Annotated in this window: 17 protein-coding genes; 2 read left to right on the top strand and 15 right to left on the bottom strand. The window is 55.0% G+C overall.

Annotated features, from left to right (window positions below):
• Positions 1 to 29: 29 nt before the first annotated feature.
• From ptsG to yceD, 14 genes are all read right to left on the bottom strand, one after another.
• Positions 30 to 1466 carry a PTS glucose transporter subunit IIBC gene (gene ptsG, locus LQK91_RS10080; protein ID WP_003849857.1) on the bottom strand — a complete coding sequence of 479 codons (1437 nt, stop codon included), beginning with the start codon at positions 1464 to 1466 and terminating at the stop codon, positions 30 to 32.
• 289 nt (positions 1467 to 1755) lie between these two features.
• Positions 1756 to 2547 (bottom strand): metal-dependent hydrolase, encoded by a 792-nt coding sequence (locus LQK91_RS10075; protein WP_105099312.1) that lies wholly within the window; start codon positions 2545 to 2547, stop codon positions 1756 to 1758.
• A gap of 18 nt (positions 2548 to 2565) precedes the next feature.
• A complete protein-coding gene (holB, locus tag LQK91_RS10070; protein WP_078804279.1) occupies positions 2566 to 3555 on the bottom strand; it encodes a DNA polymerase III subunit delta' in 990 nt (329 codons plus the stop codon).
• Entirely contained in the window at positions 3555 to 4187 is a 633-nt protein-coding gene (gene tmk / locus LQK91_RS10065) for a dTMP kinase (protein WP_003849860.1), read from the bottom strand. Before tmk ends, holB begins: the two co-directional genes overlap by 1 nt.
• Positions 4177 to 5196, bottom strand: coding sequence for a cell division protein YceG (gene yceG, locus LQK91_RS10060; RefSeq protein ID WP_003849861.1), 1020 nt, complete (start codon positions 5194 to 5196; stop codon positions 4177 to 4179). The genes tmk and yceG overlap by 11 nt, the downstream gene beginning before the upstream one ends.
• Positions 5193 to 6008 (bottom strand): aminodeoxychorismate lyase, encoded by an 816-nt coding sequence (pabC, locus tag LQK91_RS10055; RefSeq protein WP_105099313.1) that lies wholly within the window; start codon positions 6006 to 6008, stop codon positions 5193 to 5195. Before pabC ends, yceG begins: the two co-directional genes overlap by 4 nt.
• A 91-nt stretch (positions 6009 to 6099) precedes the next feature.
• On the bottom strand, positions 6100 to 7341 hold the full coding sequence (gene fabF, locus LQK91_RS10050; protein WP_008925932.1) for a beta-ketoacyl-ACP synthase II: 1242 nt from the start codon (positions 7339 to 7341) through the stop codon (positions 6100 to 6102).
• An 85-nt stretch (positions 7342 to 7426) separates the two neighbouring features.
• A complete protein-coding gene (acpP, locus tag LQK91_RS10045; RefSeq protein WP_003849865.1) occupies positions 7427 to 7663 on the bottom strand; it encodes an acyl carrier protein in 237 nt (78 codons plus the stop codon).
• A gap of 154 nt (positions 7664 to 7817) precedes the next feature.
• On the bottom strand, positions 7818 to 8552 hold the full coding sequence (gene fabG / locus LQK91_RS10040) for a 3-oxoacyl-ACP reductase FabG (protein ID WP_003849866.1): 735 nt from the start codon (positions 8550 to 8552) through the stop codon (positions 7818 to 7820).
• A gap of 10 nt (positions 8553 to 8562) precedes the next feature.
• On the bottom strand, positions 8563 to 9495 hold the full coding sequence (fabD, locus tag LQK91_RS10035) for an ACP S-malonyltransferase (protein ID WP_105099314.1): 933 nt from the start codon (positions 9493 to 9495) through the stop codon (positions 8563 to 8565).
• 16 nt (positions 9496 to 9511) lie between these two features.
• Positions 9512 to 10465: a beta-ketoacyl-ACP synthase III gene (locus tag LQK91_RS10030; RefSeq protein ID WP_003849868.1), complete on the bottom strand. Its 954-nt coding sequence runs from the start codon at positions 10463 to 10465 to the stop codon at positions 9512 to 9514.
• Complete coding sequence (plsX, locus tag LQK91_RS10025) at positions 10466 to 11506, bottom strand: phosphate acyltransferase PlsX (protein WP_003849869.1); 1041 nt, start codon at positions 11504 to 11506, stop codon at positions 10466 to 10468.
• Between the two features lie 25 nt (positions 11507 to 11531).
• On the bottom strand, positions 11532 to 11702 hold the full coding sequence (gene rpmF, locus LQK91_RS10020) for a 50S ribosomal protein L32 (RefSeq protein ID WP_003849870.1): 171 nt from the start codon (positions 11700 to 11702) through the stop codon (positions 11532 to 11534).
• Positions 11703 to 11716: 14 nt separating this feature from the next.
• Positions 11717 to 12238 carry a 23S rRNA accumulation protein YceD gene (yceD, locus tag LQK91_RS10015; RefSeq protein WP_039661017.1) on the bottom strand — a complete coding sequence of 174 codons (522 nt, stop codon included), beginning with the start codon at positions 12236 to 12238 and terminating at the stop codon, positions 11717 to 11719.
• Between the two features lie 140 nt (positions 12239 to 12378).
• Here yceD and LQK91_RS10010 point away from each other — a divergent pair, with 140 nt between their 5' ends.
• Entirely contained in the window at positions 12379 to 12966 is a 588-nt protein-coding gene (locus tag LQK91_RS10010; protein WP_105099315.1) for a Maf family protein, read from the top strand.
• 13 nt (positions 12967 to 12979) lie between these two features.
• Here the strand turns inward: LQK91_RS10010 and rluC are convergent, their stop codons facing one another.
• A complete protein-coding gene (rluC, locus tag LQK91_RS10005) occupies positions 12980 to 13936 on the bottom strand; it encodes a 23S rRNA pseudouridine(955/2504/2580) synthase RluC (protein ID WP_003849873.1) in 957 nt (318 codons plus the stop codon).
• Between the two features lie 573 nt (positions 13937 to 14509).
• Between rluC and rne the strand changes: the two genes are divergently transcribed.
• The gene (gene rne, locus LQK91_RS10000; protein WP_105099316.1) at positions 14510 to 17962 is read left to right on the top strand and encodes a ribonuclease E; all 3453 of its coding nucleotides are present in this window, start codon (positions 14510 to 14512) and stop codon (positions 17960 to 17962) included.
• Positions 17963 to 18182 lie beyond the last annotated feature (220 nt).

Here is an 18182-nt window from a genome sequence, read left to right as displayed (position 1 = left end):
CTTAGCGGGGCTTTTTCATCTCTTAATGATTACATGCTGCGGATGTAATCATCCATATCGGTTTTCAGGTTATCGGATTTGGTTCCGAAAATTGCCTGTACACCGGAACCCGCAACCACCACGCCACGAGCGCCGAGGTTTTTCAGCTCAGACTGATCCACTTTCGCTACATCAGCAACGCTGACACGTAAACGGGTGATACAGGCATCCAGGTTGGTGATGTTCTCTTTACCACCAAACGCAGCTACCAGTTTGCCCGCCATCTCCGTTCCGGTCGCGGTAGACTGCTCGCTGCTGCTGCTCTCTTCACGGCCAGGCGTTTTCAGATCCAGTTTCGCAATCAGGACGCGGAATACGGTGTAGTAAACCAGGCCGTAGATGATGCCGATAATCGGGAACAACCAGATTTTGCTGCTGTTGCCGCTCAGCACGATGAAGTCGATCAGACCGTGTGAGAAGCTGGTGCCATCACGCATTCCGAGCAGGATACAGATTGGGAAGGCCAGACCTGCCAGCAGCGCATGGATCACATACAGAATCGGCGCCACGAACATGAATGAGAATTCAATCGGTTCGGTGATACCGGTCAGGAATGAGGTCAGCGCAGCAGAGATCATGATGCCGCCAACTTTGGCACGGTTTTCAGGTTTCGCTGAATGCCAGATAGCAATCGCGGCTGCTGGCAGACCGTACATTTTGAACAGGAAGCCACCTGAGAGTTTACCTGCGGTCGGGTCACCTGCCATGTAACGTGGGATGTCGCCGTGGAATACCTGACCTGCCGCATTGGTATATTCACCAATCTGCATCTGGAAAGGTACGTTCCAGATGTGATGCAGACCAAATGGCACCAGCGCGCGCTCAACAACGCCGTAGATACCAAAGGCAACAACCGGGTTCTGATAGGCCGCCCACTGTGAGAACTCCTGAATCGCAGCACCGACGGGTGGCCAGATAAAGGAGAGCAGCACACCCAGCACAATCGCCGCCAGGCCAGAGATAATCGGCACAAAGCGTTTACCGGCAAAGAAGCCCAGATATTCTGGCAGCTTGATGCGGTAGAAGCGGTTGAACATGTAAGCGGCGATGGAACCGGCGATGATACCGCCCAGCACCCCGGTATCGGCGAGGTGTTTCGCCTCGATCTCTGCCGCTGGCAGATGCAGCACCAGCGGTGCAACGACCGCCATGGTTTTCACCATGATGCCATACGCGACAACGGCGGCCAGTGCCGAAACGCCGTCGTTGTTAGTAAAGCCCAGCGCCACGCCGATAGCAAAAATCAGTGGCATGTTGGCGAACACCGATCCACCCGCTTCTGCCATTACATGGGAAACCACTGCTGGTAACCAGCTGAAATTGGCTGAACCGACCCCTAACAAAATACCGGCAATCGGCAGAACCGATACCGGCAGCATCAGCGATTTACCGACCTTTTGAAGGTTGGCAAAAGCATTTTTGAACATAGCGTGAAGCTCCTGAGTATGAGTGCATATTTGCGCAGAGCGCGTGGCAAAGAGGGAGGATTCTTTGCCGGGCTGGCGGTGACCGCCTTTTGATTTATTACGAAGGGTAAAATAAATCCCGAATTGTTACTTTGACGGCTATCACGTTTCGACAAACAGAGCCGCGCACTTTACGAAATTTCTGACTGATCCGCACGAGTAATCGACGATAAAAAGCTGACCCTGGCTGAATAGACAGGGTCATATAAGCAGGTTGCAGATTAATTACAGAGAGTGAAATAAAAGACGGTTAGCCGCCCAGCTTACTCATGGGGATATGAAACAGCGTTGAAAAGTTTTGAGTGGTGGCAGCGGCCAGCGTTTCCATATCCACGCCTTTTAATACGGCCAGATATTCGGCAACATCGCGCGTATAAGCGGGCTGATTCTCTTTACCGCGATACGGCACGGGTGCCAGATAAGGTGAATCCGTTTCCACCAGCATCCTGTCCAGCGGCACATAACGCGCAGCTTCGCGTAACTGTTCAGCATTGCGGAAGGTGACAATACCGGAAAATGAGATGTAAAAGCCCATATTCAGCAACTTTGCGGCGGTGGGCTGATCCTCGGTGAAGCAATGCAGCACGCCGCCACAACGCTCGACCTGCTCTTCACGCAAAATCGCCAGCGTATCTTCGCGTGCATCCCGGGTATGAACAATAATCGGTTTATTCAGCGCGATGCCGGTACGGATATGTTCCCGGAATGAGCGCTGCTGCTGATCTTTGGTCTCTGGCTGATAGTGATAATCCAGCCCGGTTTCACCCAGTGCCACGACCTGAGGATCGGCAGAGAGCCGGCGAAACTCCTCCACGTCATAGGCCTCTTCCTGATTCAGCGGATGCACGCCGCAGGAGAGCGCAATGTTTTTTCGATCGCCAACCAGACTTTTCAGGGTGTGAAAACCCGGCAGCGTGGTGGCAATAGCCAGCATAAATTTCACATCACGCGCTGCTGCTTTAGCGATCACATCATCAAGGTCACGGTGGTGCTTTTCATAATCCAGGCCATCAAGATGGCAATGGGAATCAACAATAAACATAATTACTCTCAGGTAGGTTTAGCCGACCAGCGCGGGCTTCTGTAGGTCCGCCCAGCTCAGGAGCTGATCGGTCAGCAATAATTCGCGATTGACTGACGCCACATGCAGTAACTGCTCACGACAGCGCATCCATGCCTGGGTGCTGCTGTTGAGCGCACTAGCGGAAAAGTAACCGGCCAGGAGCTGCACCACATCCTGGCGATCAATATTACTCAGCCATTGTCCCGCATTTTGCTGCCATTTCATGGCATCCAGCAATAACGAGAGCAGCCAGCCGATACGTGCGGCCGCGTCGTCCGCGTTCAGTGCAGGCAGCAGTTGCAGGATGTCCTGCTGTAACGCAGCGGGCAGCGCGTCACAGAGCTTCTGACGGGCTTGCCACGGTCCGGTTTCCAGCAGGCTCAGTGCCGCTCCGGGTGCGCCCGCGCCCAGGCGCAACGCTGCCAGCAGCATCTGTTCATCGTGGGAGGATTGCTTCTTCAGCCAAAGCAGACTTTGTCCTTCGTCCGGCGGTGTCAGATGAAGCGTCATGCAGCGGCTGCGCAGCGTGGCCAAAAGGCGTGAGGGGTCACGGCTGCTGAGGAAGAACCAGCTGTTGGCAGGCGGCTCTTCAAGGGTTTTCAGCAGTGCGTTAGCTGCGGCTTCCGAAAGCTGCGCAGCATCTGGCAGCCAGACCACTTTCGCGCCGCCCTGCTGACCAAAGTGATACATCTTTTCCGTCACCTGACGCACCGCATCAATGCCCAGGGTACTTTTGCCCTTCTCTGCCTCAAGCCGATACCAGTCAGGATGGGTGTTGGCCTGCATCAGCTGACAACCGTGGCACTCTCCGCAACTTTTCAGGCCATCCCGCTGCTGGCACATCAGCCAGCGGCTCATTCCCCAGACCAGTGCCTCATCGCCCATGCCCGCCATCGCCTGGATCATCAGCGCATGGTGCGCGCGATTTTCCTGGTGCTGACTGATCACCTGACGGTAAGGCTGATTCAGCCACGGATACCAGTTCATCACGCCTGCTCCGCCAGCCAGCTATCCAGCGTCGCTTTAAGTGACGCGGTCACTTCTTCCAGCGACTGAGTGGCATCAATGGTAAGAATGGTGGGATCGTCTGCTGCCAGCGTCAGATAGCGCGCGCGGGTGCGCTCAAAGAAGCGCAATGACTCCTGCTCAATACGATCCAGCTCGCCACGTGCACGGGCACGCTGGAGACCAATATCAGGTGTCACATCCAGATAGAGCGTCAGGTCGGGACGGAAATCGCCTAAGACAGCATCACGCAGCGTCTGCATCAGTTCACTGTCGAGTCCCCGACCGCCGCCCTGGTAAGCCTGAGAAGAGAGATCGTGTCGATCGCCAATCACCCAGGCACCGCGAGCCAGCGCAGGTTTGATGACGGTCTCCACCAGCTGAACGCGCGCTGCATAGAGCATCAGCAGCTCTGCTTTATCCGTAACCTGCTCACCCTCAATCCCCTGCTTGACCAGTGTCCGCAGCTGTTCTGCCAGCGGCGTGCCGCCCGGTTCACGGGTAAAGACCAGATCGTTGATGCCCCGGGCGCGCAGCGTGGCAACAATAGCATCACGCGCAGTGGTCTTTCCGGCACCTTCCAGGCCTTCAATGACGATAAACTTACTGTTCATTTTTTTCCTTCAGTGTCTGCCGGTAAATCTGCACCGCTTTGTTATGGCTGGCAAGGTTGGTGGTGAACGTATGTCCACCCTTCCCGTCTGCAACGAAGTAGAGATAGTTCGTTTTTTCAGGATGCGCTGCTGCCTGAAGTGACGCTTTGCCCGGCATGGCAATCGGGCCAGGCGGCAGCCCGTTAATCGTGTAAGTATTGTACGCGCTGGCGGTTTCAAGATCTTTGCGGGTCAGCGTGCCGTTATAACTGTCGCCCATGCCATAGATGACGGTGGGATCGGTCTGCAACCGCATTCCCGTGCGCAGGCGATTAATAAACACCGAGGCGACACGTGCGCGCTCTTCGCTGACACCGGTCTCTTTCTCAATGATGGAGGCCATCGTCACCATATCCTGTGGCGTTTTATAGGGCAGATTGTCCGCCCGTCCCTGCCACACCGCATCAATGGTCTTTTTCATCCGATCATGCGCCCGCTGCAACAGCGCCATATCGGTGGTGTTCGCCGTGTAGAGATAGGTATCCGGGAAGAAGTTGCCTTCCAGTTGTTCAGGCTCCACCTTGAGTGCGCTGGCCAGGGTGGCGAACTGATCGTCTTTCAGGGTGTGCCGGATGTAGGGCGCTTTACGCAGTTCACTCAGCCACTCTTTGAGCCGCTGACCTTCGACGAACCGCACCGGGAATTGCGCCTCTTTGCCGCTGGCCAGCAGCTGTAACAGCGAGCGTACGGTCATGGTTGGCTCAAGGCGATAAGTGCCCGCCTTAAAGGTCGCCAGTTCTGGCTCCAGACGCAGCAGCGCACCAAACCAGATACTGTGGGGAATAATTTTCTGCTCTTCCAGCTGCGCTTCAAGCGCAACCCGCCCCGTGCCGGCAGGCAGCGTATAAATCGTTTCCTGTTTCAGCGTCAATGGGGTGGCAGCAAACTGCTTAACCTGCCAGTAACTCAGCACCGCTGCGAGAACGACGATTGCCAGCAGGCTGACGAGAATCTTTTTACTTCGAATCATGATGCATCCATTATTTGTTCACAGCTTGCCAGCAGCTGCTTAAACAGCAACCGCTCAGTAAACTGCACCGCTTCTATCTGTCGGACCGGCAGAACCGGCATCAGCGCGTTACATATCACCACTTCATCGGCGGCCAGCAGTTGCGCCGGTTCGCTTTTCACTATCTGGCAAGCCTGACCTGCGGCAGCAAGTTGCGCCATAAGACTCCGCCGCATAATGCCATCGACACCCGATGCCGAGAGATCGGGCGTGAAAATCTGCGTGCCCTGACGCCAGAATAAATTGGCCGCACAGCATTCCACCACCCAACCTTCAGTGTCAAGCACCAGCGCCTCGTCGGCGTCTGTCTGGTCAAGATGAGCCCGGATCATCACCTGCTCCACGCGGTTCAGGTGCTTGATACCGGCAAATTGCGGGTTTCGCGCCAGACGAATCGGACTAAGCCGGAGTCGGGCACCACGCTGCTGTATATCGGTGTAGTGTTGTGGCCAGGCGGCCAGAGAGACGATTCGCACAGGTTCGCCACAGCCGCGACGGCTGTAACCCCGCCCGCCGCTGCCCGCGCTGATAATCACTTTCAGCACCGCCTGGGTTTGTTCATAAGCGGCCTGCTTCATCTCGGTCTCAAGCTGATGCCAGTCGACGCCAGCGATCCATAACCGCTCACAGCAATCTTTAAGGCGCTGAATATGGCTTTCCAGCATCACAATTTTACCCTGACGCACGGCGGCGGTAGTAAAACAGCCATCGCCGAACTGCAGTGCGCGGTCGCTGGCGGCCACTGTCGATTGTCTGAACCCGTTAATCCACATCGTTCTCTCCTGAGCGTGACCTCTGATTTCACCGCATTTTGCAGGATAAAAAAAGGCCCGCATCGCGGGCCTTTTTAGCAATCAGCAACGATTACACTTTACGGAAAATCAATGAACCGTTGGTTCCGCCGAATCCGAAAGAGTTACACAGCGTGTATTCCAGACCAGAAACCTGACGCGCGGTGTGAGGTACGAAGTCAAGATCGCAGCCCTCATCCGGATTGTCGAGATTGATAGTCGGAGGAACAGCCTGGTCGCGCAGTGCCAGAATCGAGTAAATCGCTTCAACAGCGCCTGCGGCACCCAGCAAGTGCCCGGTCATTGATTTGGTTGAGCTGACCATCACACTGCTGGCCGCTGCCCCGAAGACCGATTTCACCGCCTGCGCTTCCGCTTTATCACCCGCTGGCGTGGACGTACCGTGCGCGTTGACATAGCCAATCTGCTCTGGCGTCATTTGGGCATCGCGCAGCGCATTGATCATGGCCGCCGCGGCACCTGAACCATCTTCTGGTGGTGAAGTCATGTGGTAGGCATCGCTGCTCATACCAAAACCTACGATTTCAGCGTAGATTTTTGCGCCACGCTTCTTCGCATGCTCGTACTCTTCGAGAACCACAATGCCGGCACCGTCACCCAGCACAAAACCGTCGCGATCTTTATCCCACGGGCGGCTGGCCGCTTGCGGGTTTTCGTTTCGGGTTGAGAGGGCACGTGCTGCACCAAAACCACCCACGCCTAATGGCGTACTGGCTTTCTCTGCGCCACCCGCCAGCATCACGTCAGCATCGTTATAAGCGATGATACGTGCAGCATGACCGATGTTGTGCACACCAGAGGTACAGGCTGTCGCGATAGAGATGCTTGGACCTTTCAGGCCATACATGATGCTGAGATGCCCCGCCACCATGTTAACGATGGTTGAAGGCACAAAGAATGGGCTGATTTTGCGCGGACCGCCGTTGACCAGTGAAGTATGATTCTCTTCAATCAGACCTAAACCACCGATGCCGGAGCCAATTGCCGCGCCAACACGGCCTGCATTTTCGTCGGTGACAACCAGACCACTGTCCTGCATGGCCTGCATACCGGCTACAATGCCGTACTGGATGAAGGCATCCATCTTGCGCTGATCTTTGCGCGAGATGTAGTCATCACAATTAAAACCTCTTACCAGACCTGCAAAACGCGTTGCATAAGCACTGGTATCAAAATGGTCGATCAGGGTAATGCCGCTCTGACCGGCAAGGAGAGCACTCCAGGTAGACTCTACGGTATTGCCGACAGGAGACAACATGCCAAGACCAGTCACAACTACACGACGCTTAGACACGTTCGTCCTCCAGGGAGGGGAAATAGGGAACTATGTGGGACAAACAAAAAAATCAGGCGGTCGAGCGACCGCCTGAAGATATTCATTAGCCTTTATGGCTATTGATATAGTCGATCGCTGCCTGAACGGTAGTGATTTTCTCAGCTTCTTCGTCTGGAATCTCAGTGTCAAACTCTTCTTCCAGAGCCATCACCAGCTCAACGGTATCAAGAGAATCGGCACCCAGGTCTTCTACGAAAGATGCAGAGTTGGTGACTTCTTCCTCTTTCACACCCAGCTGCTCACTGATGATTTTCTTAACGCGTTGTTCGATATCGCTCATACTATTTAATTTCCTATCAAAACTCGCTTTCGCGATGGTTTTCGTAGTGTATAAAATGGTGAAAAAGATGCAACAAAATCCCGGCTGGTCGAACCACGATTTTGCGTTATTTTGCGGTTTTAACCGCAAATAAAGCAAATGATTTCGTGATTTATCAGACCATGTACATTCCGCCATTGACGTGCAGCGTTTCACCTGTGATGTAGGCTGCTTCGTCAGAGGCTAAAAATGCGACAGCATTGGCGATTTCCTGTGCATCGCCTAAGCGACCCGCAGGGACTTCCGCCAAAATACCGGAACGTTGATCTTCGTTCAGTGCCCGCGTCATGTCAGTCTCAATAAAGCCTGGAGCCACGACGTTGACGGTAATGCCACGTGACGCGATTTCGCGCGCCAGTGATTTGCTAAAACCAATCAAACCCGCTTTAGCTGCCGCGTAGTTTGCCTGGCCCGCATTACCCATGGTTCCAACAACGGAACCAATGGTGATGATACGGCCCACGCGCTTTTTCATCATGGCACGCAGGACCGCCTTAGAAAGGCGGAATACCGATGTGAGGTTAGTATCTAAGATATCCTCCCACTCATCGTCCTTCATGCGCATGAGGAGATTATCACGCGTAATGCCTGCATTATTGACTAAAATATCCACTTCGCCAAATTCCGCGCGAATATTCTCTAAAACGCTGCTGATGGAGTCAGCATCTGTCACATTCAGTAACAGGCCTTTACCCTTGTCGCCAAGGTAAGCACTGATGGCGTCGGCGCCATTCTGGCTGGTTGCAGTACCCACAACTTTAGCACCACGTGCCGCCAGGGTTTCTGCAATCGCACGACCAATGCCGCGACTCGCGCCGGTAACCAGCGCAACTTTACCTTCAAAGCTCATGATTTTCCTCTTATTCCTTACCGAGTGCAGCTGTCAGGGATGCTGTATCGTTAACGGCAGCCGCTGTCAGACTATCGACAATACGTTTCGTCAGACCGGTCAGGACTTTACCTGGACCCATCTCCAGGAGTTGCGTAACGCCCTGTTCTGCCATCGCTTCCACACTCTCAGTCCAGCGAACCGGGCTGTAAAGCTGACGAACCAGCGCATGCCGGATTGCCGCAGCATCGGTTTCTGCTTTCACATCGACGTTATTAATCACTGGCACCGCAGGCGCAGAAAACGTAATGTTTTCCAGCGCGACCGCCAGTTTATCCGCTGCGGGCTTCATCAGTGCGCAGTGGGAAGGCACGCTGACGGGCAGTGGCAGGGCACGTTTAGCGCCCGCGGCTTTACAGGCAGCACCTGCACGCTCAACGGCTTCTTTGTTACCCGCAATGACCACCTGGCCCGGCGAATTGAAGTTAACCGGTGAAACCACCTGTCCCTGCGCGCTCTCCTCGCAGGCTTTGCGAATAGCTGCGTCATCCAGGCCAATAATCGCCTGCATCGCGCCAGTGCCTTCTGGCACGGCTTCCTGCATCAGTTTGCCGCGCAGCTCAACCAGCTTCACGGCATCAGCAAAGCTGAGCACACCGGCGCAAACCAGCGCAGAGTATTCACCCAGGCTGTGACCGGCCATCAGGACTGGCTGTTGACCGCCCTGCTGCTGCCAGACACGATAGATAGCCACCGAGGCGGCAAGCAATGCAGGCTGAGTCTGCCAGGTTTTATTCAGCTCTTCAGCCGGACCCTGACTCACTAACTGCCACAGATCATATCCCAGCGCGTCCGAGGCTTCACGAAAGGTCTCTTCAACCAGCGGATAAGTCGCGGCTAATTCAGTCAGCATGCCCACGGTCTGTGAACCCTGACCTGGAAAAACAAATGCAATTTGCGTCATCTTTCGTTCCTGTCAATCAAAAGCGAACCAGCGCAGAACCCCAGGTGAATCCACCACCAAAGGCTTCCAGCAAAATAAGGTGTCCGGGTTTGATGCGGCCATCACGAACCGCTTCATCCAGTGCGCTTGGCACCGATGCGGCAGAGGTATTGCCGTGACGATCCAGTGTAACGACCACTTTATCCATGGTCATACCGAGTTTTTTCGCGGTGGCACTGATGATGCGCAGATTAGCCTGATGCGGCACCAGCCAGTCCAGCATTTCGCGATCGAGATTATTGGCCTGAAGCGTTTCGTCAACGATGTGAGCCAGCTCGGTAACCGCGACTTTGAAGACTTCGTTGCCTGCCATGGTGACATAAGCAGGCTGATCCTGATGAGCGCGATCCTGATAAGGCAGCGTCAGCAACTGGGCATAGCGACCATCAGCATGAAGATGAGTTGAGATAATCCCCTGCTCTTCGCTCTGACCCAGCACGACCGCACCGGCACCATCACCGAACAGGATGATGGTACCGCGATCTTCAGGATCCAGCGCGCGCGCCAGGACATCAGCACCAATCACCAGAGCGTGTTTAACCGCGCCATTTTTAATGTATTGATCGGCTACGCTCAGCGCATAGGTAAAACCTGCACAGGCGGCAGCAAGGTCAAACGCCGCACAGTCTTTGATCTCCAGCATTTGCTGGATCATGCAGGCGGAGCTTGGGAAGGCGTGGCTGGAAGAGGTTGTGGCGACAATAATCAGCCCAATCTCGTTCGCGTCAACGCCGGCCATTTCAAGGGCGCGTTGCGCCGCACTGAATCCCATGGTGGCGACGGTTTCGTCAGGCGCAGCAATGCGGCGCTCACGGATGCCCGTACGGGTCACAATCCACTCGTCCGACGTCTCCACCATTTTTTCCAGATCGGCATTGGTGCGAACCTGGCTGGGCAGATAACTGCCCGTACCGATAATTTTGGTATACATCTAGGCTTTGTCACTCCTGGCTAATACAGCATCAAGGCGCGCAGCAATTCGCTCGGGAATTTGCTGCCTCACCGCCTGCTCTGCCTGTTCTATCGCCACGGCGAAAGCGTGTTGATTTGCTGCGCCGTGACTTTTGATCACTGTTCCGCGCAATCCTAACAGACAAGCGCCATTGTACTGGTCAGGGTTGAGTTGCCCGAAGCGCTTCGCCAGGCGTTTCTGGATTAAGCGTCCCAGCAACGTCAGCCACCATGACCGTTTTTTACCTTCCCCTGATGACTTCAGCAGAGAAAGAAACATTCTTACCACGCCTTCCATTGTCTTCAGCGTGACGTTTCCGACAAAACCGTCACAGACCATCACATCCGTTTTACCGGTAAGCAGGTCATTGCCTTCGAGGTAACCAATATAGTTGATTTGCGGTGATTCTCGCAGTACTACTGCGGCATCGCGAATAGTTTCCAGCCCTTTAGTCTCTTCATGACCAATATTGAGCAACGCGACACGGGGCCGTGAAATACCAAGCACATGCTCAGCCATTACCGACCCCATCACAGCAAACTGCACCAGCATGGCACTGTCTGAGTCAACATTCGCGCCCAAATCCAGTACCACCGTTTTACCCTGCTGCTGGTGCGGTAAAACGGACATCAGCGCCGGGCGTTTGATACCGTCCAGCGGTTTTAATAAGAGTGTTGATAGCCCCATCAGTGCACCGGTATTACCGGCGCTGATACAGGCCTGTGCACGTCCCTCTTTGACCATCTCCAGCGCGACACGCATTGAACTGCCGCGACTGTTCCGGATGGCCTGAGCAGGCCGCGCATCACTTGCAATAACCGATTCGGCAGGGATAACCTGCAAACGCCCCGTCAGGGAGGAATCCGCTTTGGCAAGCAATGGCATGAGGGTGTCGGGATTGCCGACCAGAAGAAGGAAAAGTTCCGAATGAGAGGCCAGTGCCTGCAATGCTGCAGGCACTGTCACGCAGGGACCGAAGTCCCCGCCCATGGCATCAATCGCCAGGGTCAAACGTGTCAAGGTATCGCCTTGCTAAGCAAGAAACTTACTTAACGATAACCTTGCGACCGCGGTAGTAACCATCCGCAGTGATGTGGTGACGCAGATGAGTTTCGCCAGAAACTTTATCTACTGACAGAGCAGCAGTGGTCAGCGCATCGTGCGAACGACGCATACCACGCTTAGAACGGGTGGGTTTATTCTGTTGTACGGCCATGGACCTTACTCCTATTACTTACGCTTTAAACTGGCTAATACGGCAAATGGATTTGGTTTCTCCGCCTCTGCAGGCAGTTTACCAAAGACCATGTCCGCCTCGGACACTTCACAGTGTTCAGAATCGTGCACCGGAACGACCGGCAGCGCGAGAATCAGTTCATCCTCGACAACCGCCAGCAAATCGATCTCACCAAACTCGTTGACATCGACCGGCTCGTACGCTTCCGGTAATGCTTCGGCCTGCTCTTCAGAAGAGACAGGGCTGAAGCAGTAACTCACTTTTACGTGATGGGGAAAGGTCTGGTTGCAGCGCTGACAACGCAACGTCACCTGTACTTCAGCAGTACCCGTCAGTACCGCCAGACGCTGGTTATCAACCGCAAACGACATGGCACAATCCACATCACTGTCCACACTAACGACCGACTCGGCCACACGCTCCACCTGTAAAGATGTGTAGACACCCTGATAATCAAGGCGCTTCTGAGCGGTGCGGACAGGGTCCAGCGTTAGGGGTAATTTTACCTTTTGCATAGGGCGCGCATATTAACTTTGTAATGTCATAGAGTCAAAGAAAAAGGCCGTTAAACAGCATCTTTCAACCACTATTCGCATCCAGTGCGGCGCACAGTTTAAAATGACTGCCACCAATTCGCTATCACTATTGAAAAAAAATGACACCATCGATTCTTTTAGCTTCAACGTCGCCCTTCCGGCAGGCTTTACTGCATAAGCTTGGCTTGCCATTTATGATCGCCGCGCCGGAGGTTGATGAGTCCCCCGTGCCAGGTGAAACCGCCGAAGCGCTGGTAACACGCCTGGCCGTGGCAAAAGCGCAGGCGCTGGCAAAAACCTGGCCCAGCCACTGGATCATCGGCTCGGATCAGGTCTGCGTGCTGGATGGCACGATCGCCGGAAAGCCTCACACGGCGGAGAATGCATGCGCGCAACTGCGTGCCGCCAGCGGTAAAGCCATTACCTTTTACACCGGTCTGGCCCTTTTTCATCCGGCCAGTGGCAGACTGCTGCAGTGCTGTGAGCCTTTTGTGGTGCATTTCCGCACCTTAACCGACGCCGAAATCGCTGGCTATGTGGAAAAAGAACAGCCGCTGCAGTGTGCCGGCAGTTTTAAAAGTGAAGGGCTGGGAATTTGTCTGTTTGATCGACTGGAGGGCCGCGATCCCAATACGCTGATTGGGCTGCCGCTGATTGCGCTGAATGAGATGTTGCAGCAGGCCGGTATCAATCCTTTAACGGACTGATACCGGAGAGCCGTTACGCCTTCATCTGACGCAGTTTATTCAGGCATTGCTTCAGTCCGTCATCGAGTGGCGCTTCGACCCGCATTACTTCGCCCGTGCCAGGATGGGTAAAGGTCAGCGCCGCTGCGTGCAGGAACAGCCGTTTTAATCCGGTTGAGGCCAGCTGACTGTCAAAGTCACGTTCGCCGTAACGATCGTCAAAGGCGATGGGATGCCCGGCATGCAGTGTATGAACGCGAATCTGGTGTGTGCGTCCGGTGACCGGACTTGCTTTTACCAGGGTGGCAAAGTCGAACCGCTCTTCCACTTTAAAGCGGGTTTCCGACGCCTTGCCTTCACTGCTGACGCGTACAACACGCTCTCCGCTCTGCAGGATGTTTTTCAGCAGCGGTGCCTGAACCACCTTCAGATGTGAGGGCCAGTTACCGCGCACCAGAGCCAGGTAATCTTTCTGCATGCCCTTTTCACGCAGTTGCTCATGCAGAGAACGCAGCGCCGAGCGCTTTTTAGCAACCAGCAGAATACCTGAGGTATCGCGATCGAGGCGATGAACTAATTCCAGAAAGCGCGCTTCAGGTCGCAGGGCGCGTAACCCTTCAATGACGCCAAAGCTAAGTCCGCTGCCCCCATGCACGGCGGTACCGGAAGGCTTATTCATTACCAGCAGCGACTCATCCTCAAACAGGATGGCATCAGCCAGTGAGGCAACCTTCGCCAGTTTAGGGGAAACAGCGTCTTCATCGCGTTCCGCTACCCGAACAGGCGGAATGCGTACCTCATCGCCCTCCTCCAGCTTGTACTCTGGCTTAACGCGCTTTTTATTCACCCGCACCTCGCCTTTGCGTACGATGCGATAAATCATGCTCTTTGGCACACCCTTAAGCTGGGTGCGCAAAAAGTTATCAATGCGTTGTCCGGCATTTTCAGCCGTGATGGCGACAAAATGTACGCCGGGATTCTCTGTTTTCATGGCGGCGATTCTAAATAGTGTCCCCTGATAGCGCCACCCCTTTTTCTGTGCTTAACTCAGGAGTTGGTGTGACGACAAGTCGCCTCTCTGCTGGCTTTTTCAGCAAAGCGCTGCATTGTCGGACACATTAACGCGTTAAATGTAAAGAAACTTCACAAGCTGGCTAAAGTCGCCTTGCTATATGAAGGTTAGCAATGGAATAATGCCTGAGTTTCCTAACTGATGCATTTCAGGGCAGAAACCGAGCGAAATTGTCATTTTGCCGGATTGAGCAGACACGCAGCAATGGCGTAAGACGTAATGCGAAATCAGGCACTTAGCGGGCTGCGGGTTGCGGCCTGGACAGCAGTATGGGATGCACGGGTTTTCTTTATTCTCTCAGGCATTTCCACTATCTGGTGCTGTTTTCCCTTATGAAAAACAGGCCACCGACGTTATTTGCGCCCCTCGCGCGGTCGACAGCCGTGAGGTTGACGACATTGCACTAAGTCACGGGGCCATCGGTTGATACTCGTCCAGGGTAATTATGCCCGCAGCTGTAATCACTCATGAAAGAATAACGAGTAAGTCACGATGAAAAGAATGTTAATAAACGCAACTCAGCAGGAGGAGTTGCGCGTTGCCCTGGTTGACGGTCAGCGTCTGTACGATCTGGATATTGAAAGTCCTGGACACGAACAGAAAAAAGCCAACATCTACAAAGGTAAAATCACGCGCATTGAACCCAGCCTTGAAGCTGCGTTTGTCGATTACGGCGCAGAGCGTCACGGTTTCCTCCCGTTAAAAGAAATCTCCCGCGAATACTTCCCCTCCAGCTATAACGCGCATGGTCGTCCGAATATTAAAGACGTACTGCGTGAAGGCCAGGAAGTTATTGTTCAGATTGATAAAGAAGAACGCGGCAACAAAGGCGCTGCGCTGACCACCTTTATCTCTCTGGCGGGCAGCTACCTGGTCCTGATGCCGAATAACCCACGTGCAGGCGGTATCTCTCGCCGCATCGAAGGTGACGACCGTACCGAATTAAAAGAAGCGCTGTCGGCGCTTGACCTGCCGGAAGGCATGGGACTGATTGTCCGCACCGCCGGCGTAGGCAAATCGGCCGAATCGCTGCAGTGGGATTTAAGCTTCCGTCTTAAGCATTGGGAAGCGATCAAGAAAGCCGCTGAAAACCGTCCTGCTCCGTTCCTGATTCATCAGGAGAGTAACGTGATTGTCCGCGCTTTCCGCGACTATCTGCGTCAGGACATCGGTGAAATTCTTATCGATAATCCAAAGGTTCTGGAACTGGCGCGTCAGCATATTGCTGCGCTGGGCCGTCCGGACTTCAGCAGCAAAATTAAGCTCTACACCGGTGAAATCCCGCTGTTCAGCCATTATCAGATTGAGTCGCAAATCGAATCCGCTTTCCAGCGTGAAGTCCGCCTGCCTTCCGGTGGCTCGATTGTCATCGACAGCACTGAAGCGCTGACCGCGATCGATATCAACTCAGCACGCGCAACGCGCGGCGGTGACATCGAAGAGACGGCGTTCAACACTAACCTTGAAGCCGCTGACGAGATCGCCCGTCAGCTGCGCCTGCGTGACCTGGGCGGCCTGATCGTTATCGACTATATCGATATGACGCCGGTACGCCATCAGCGCGCAGTTGAAAACCGTCTTCGCGAAGCTGTTCGTCAGGACCGCGCCCGTATTCAGATCAGCCACATTTCGCGTTTCGGCCTGCTGGAGATGTCCCGTCAGCGCCTGAGCCCATCATTAGGTGAATCCAGTCATCACGTTTGCCCACGCTGTAGCGGCACCGGCACCATCCGTGATAACGAGTCACTTGCTTTGTCGATTCTGCGTCTGATTGAAGAAGAAGCACTGAAAGACAACACCAAAGAAGTTCACGCTATTGTTCCGGTTCAGGTTGCCTCCTACCTGCTGAACGAAAAACGTGAAGCGGTCAACGCGATTGAAAAACGCCAGGGCGGCGTGCGGGCAATCATCGTTCCTGATGACAAGATGCAGACCCCGCACTACTCCGTGCTGCGCGTACGTAAAGGCGAAGAGACCCAGACCCTGAGTTATCATCTGCCGAAGCTGCACGAAGCCGAAATGGCGATGCCGTCGGAAGAAGAGTATGCAGAGCGTCGTCGTCCTGAGCAGCCTGCTCTGGCCGCGTTTGTGATGCCTGATGCACCGCCGGCTCCGGTAGAAGTTGAGCCGGAAGCGCAGCGTGCTGAAGCTCAGCCAGCGGCAAAAGCTAAACCTGCGGTGGCTGCACCTGCGACGGCCAGCACCGGTTTCTTCGGGCGTCTGCTTGGCGGCCTGAAAAAAATGTTTGCCAGCGAAGAAGCGCCTGCTGCTAAACCTGTGACCGCTGAGGTTGCTGAACCGCAAAAAGCGCCTGAAGGTGAGCAGGAAAACAACAACGGTCGTGGCGAACGACGCAGCAACAATAACAACCGTCGCAATAACAATCGTCGTGAGCGTACGCCGCGTAACGGGGATAACGCACAGTCGCGTGAGGGCCGTGAGCCTCGCGAAAGTCGTGAACCGCGTGAGAGCCGTGAACCGCGCGAAAGCCGCGAGCCACGTGAAAATCGTGAGCCGCGCGAGGGCAATAATAACAACCGTCGCAACAAGCGTGAGTCTCAGTCAGGTGAAGTACGCGAAGAGCGTCCGGCACTGAGCGAAGAAGCGCGCCAGCAGCGTGATGAGCAGCAGCAACAGCGCCGTGAACAGCGCGCTGAACGTCAGCGTCGTCGTCAGGAAGAGAAACGCGCCGGTGAAGAAGCCGCCAAAGTAGCTGAGCAGCCAGCAGTGGTCGCAGAAGCCCCGGACGCGACCGAGGTGCAGGATGATGAGCGCGTACAGGTTATGCCGCGTCGTAAGCCGCGTCAGCTGAACCAGAAGGTGCGTGTTGATGATAATCGTCAACCTATGCCAGCCGAAGCCAGCGACTTTGTCCAGCCTGCCGAAGTGCGTCAGCCTCAGCCAGCTGAAGTTGCACAGCCGCAGCCTGAGTTCCAGGCCCAGCAGAGTGACGAACAGGATGACAGCGACAACCGTGATAACGCCAATATGCCACGTCGCTCACGTCGTTCGCCACGCCATCTGCGTGTGAGCGGACAGCGTCGTCGTCGTTACCGTGATGAGCGTTACCCGACGCAGTCAGCCATGCCTCTGGCCGCAGCAGCAGCGTCTCCCGAGATGGCCTCTGGTAAAGTCTGGATTCGCTATCCGGTGAGCCAGGCCAGCGAAGAGCAGGTGCAGAATGTGACACACCAGACACCCGCGTACAGCGCGGAAGAAACAGCAGTGGCTACCCATGCCCTGCCCGTGGCTGCCGCTGTGGAATCGGGTGTGCAGGACGCGCCAGTGCAGCATGCTGAGCCGCAGGCAGAAACGCCAGTGCCGGTCGTCAACACTGATGATACCCGTGCTATTGACGCCCCGGTTGACGAACAGCCTTCTGTGGTTCCAGCTGCCGATGAAGTGAAAGCAGACGCTGTCGCGGCTGAAGCCGTGCCTGCTGAACCCGTCACTGAAGCGCCGGTTATGACACCTGCTGTTGAGACGGTACAGCCTGCAGAGGTTGCACAATCATCAGAGGTTGAACAGCCTGCGGACGTTACTGAGCAGTCAGCCACTGATGTCAGTGAAGAGATCGCAGCCGAGGTTGAAGAAGTGCTGAATGCGCCAGTCGCAGCAGAGGCTGAAACAGCACCGGTTCGTGAACCTCATGCTCCGGTTGCTGCACGTGATATCGCGCCGGCGGAACCTGTGAAGGCGACCGAACCTGCAGTGTCATTGCCTGCCGACGCATCTGTGCCAGCAGCTGCAGCTGTACCGAACGACGGTACACGCTGGAAGCATTTTGCTTCTGCGCCAATGACCAAAGCGCCTGCGCCAGTCTGGCAGTCAGAACCGGCTCCGCACAGTGATTGGGTGCGTGCACCGTATGAGTTCGACGGTCGCGGTTCTGCAGGAGCGCATAGCGCCACCCATCAGGCCACTGCACCGGCAACCAAGCCGTAACGCATAAGCTGTTGTGAACCGAACCCCGGCCTTAAAGCCGGGGTTTTTTTATGGCTGCAATTCTGCCCGCCAGCCGGATTACGGATAAACAGTCTCTGCAGGGGTCTCTTCAGGCAACAACGAAGGTTTACTCCGGCATTTCGGCAGGTAGGCTGTTGGGCTATTGGGCTATTGGGCTGTGGTGGGTGATTCCGGAGTCCGTGCGGTGAATACGTGAAAG

Origin of the sequence: Pantoea sp. MHSD4, assembly GCF_021043305.1 — a bacterium.
GTDB lineage: Bacteria > Pseudomonadota > Gammaproteobacteria > Enterobacterales > Enterobacteriaceae > Pantoea > Pantoea eucalypti.
Note: the sequence above shows the minus strand (reverse complement) of the source record. Positions and strands in the feature narration are given on the sequence as shown.

Coding starts and splice junctions, on each gene's coding strand:
- holB (WP_078804279.1), bottom strand. CDS start 3,555: ATGAACTGGTATCCGTGGCTGAATCAGCCTTACCGTCAGGTGATCAGT.
- LQK91_RS10075 (WP_105099312.1), bottom strand. CDS start 2,547: ATGTTTATTGTTGATTCCCATTGCCATCTTGATGGCCTGGATTATGAA.
- yceG (WP_003849861.1), bottom strand. CDS start 5,196: ATGATTCGAAGTAAAAAGATTCTCGTCAGCCTGCTGGCAATCGTCGTT.
- LQK91_RS10010 (WP_105099315.1), top strand. CDS start 12,379: ATGACACCATCGATTCTTTTAGCTTCAACGTCGCCCTTCCGGCAGGCT.
- tmk (WP_003849860.1), bottom strand. CDS start 4,187: ATGAACAGTAAGTTTATCGTCATTGAAGGCCTGGAAGGTGCCGGAAAG.
- rpmF (WP_003849870.1), bottom strand. CDS start 11,702: ATGGCCGTACAACAGAATAAACCCACCCGTTCTAAGCGTGGTATGCGT.
- ptsG (WP_003849857.1), bottom strand. CDS start 1,466: ATGTTCAAAAATGCTTTTGCCAACCTTCAAAAGGTCGGTAAATCGCTG.
- yceD (WP_039661017.1), bottom strand. CDS start 12,238: ATGCAAAAGGTAAAATTACCCCTAACGCTGGACCCTGTCCGCACCGCT.
- rne (WP_105099316.1), top strand. CDS start 14,510: ATGAAAAGAATGTTAATAAACGCAACTCAGCAGGAGGAGTTGCGCGTT.
- fabD (WP_105099314.1), bottom strand. CDS start 9,495: ATGACGCAAATTGCATTTGTTTTTCCAGGTCAGGGTTCACAGACCGTG.
- fabG (WP_003849866.1), bottom strand. CDS start 8,552: ATGAGCTTTGAAGGTAAAGTTGCGCTGGTTACCGGCGCGAGTCGCGGC.
- acpP (WP_003849865.1), bottom strand. CDS start 7,663: ATGAGCGATATCGAACAACGCGTTAAGAAAATCATCAGTGAGCAGCTG.
- LQK91_RS10030 (WP_003849868.1), bottom strand. CDS start 10,465: ATGTATACCAAAATTATCGGTACGGGCAGTTATCTGCCCAGCCAGGTT.
- rluC (WP_003849873.1), bottom strand. CDS start 13,936: ATGAAAACAGAGAATCCCGGCGTACATTTTGTCGCCATCACGGCTGAA.
- pabC (WP_105099313.1), bottom strand. CDS start 6,008: ATGTGGATTAACGGGTTCAGACAATCGACAGTGGCCGCCAGCGACCGC.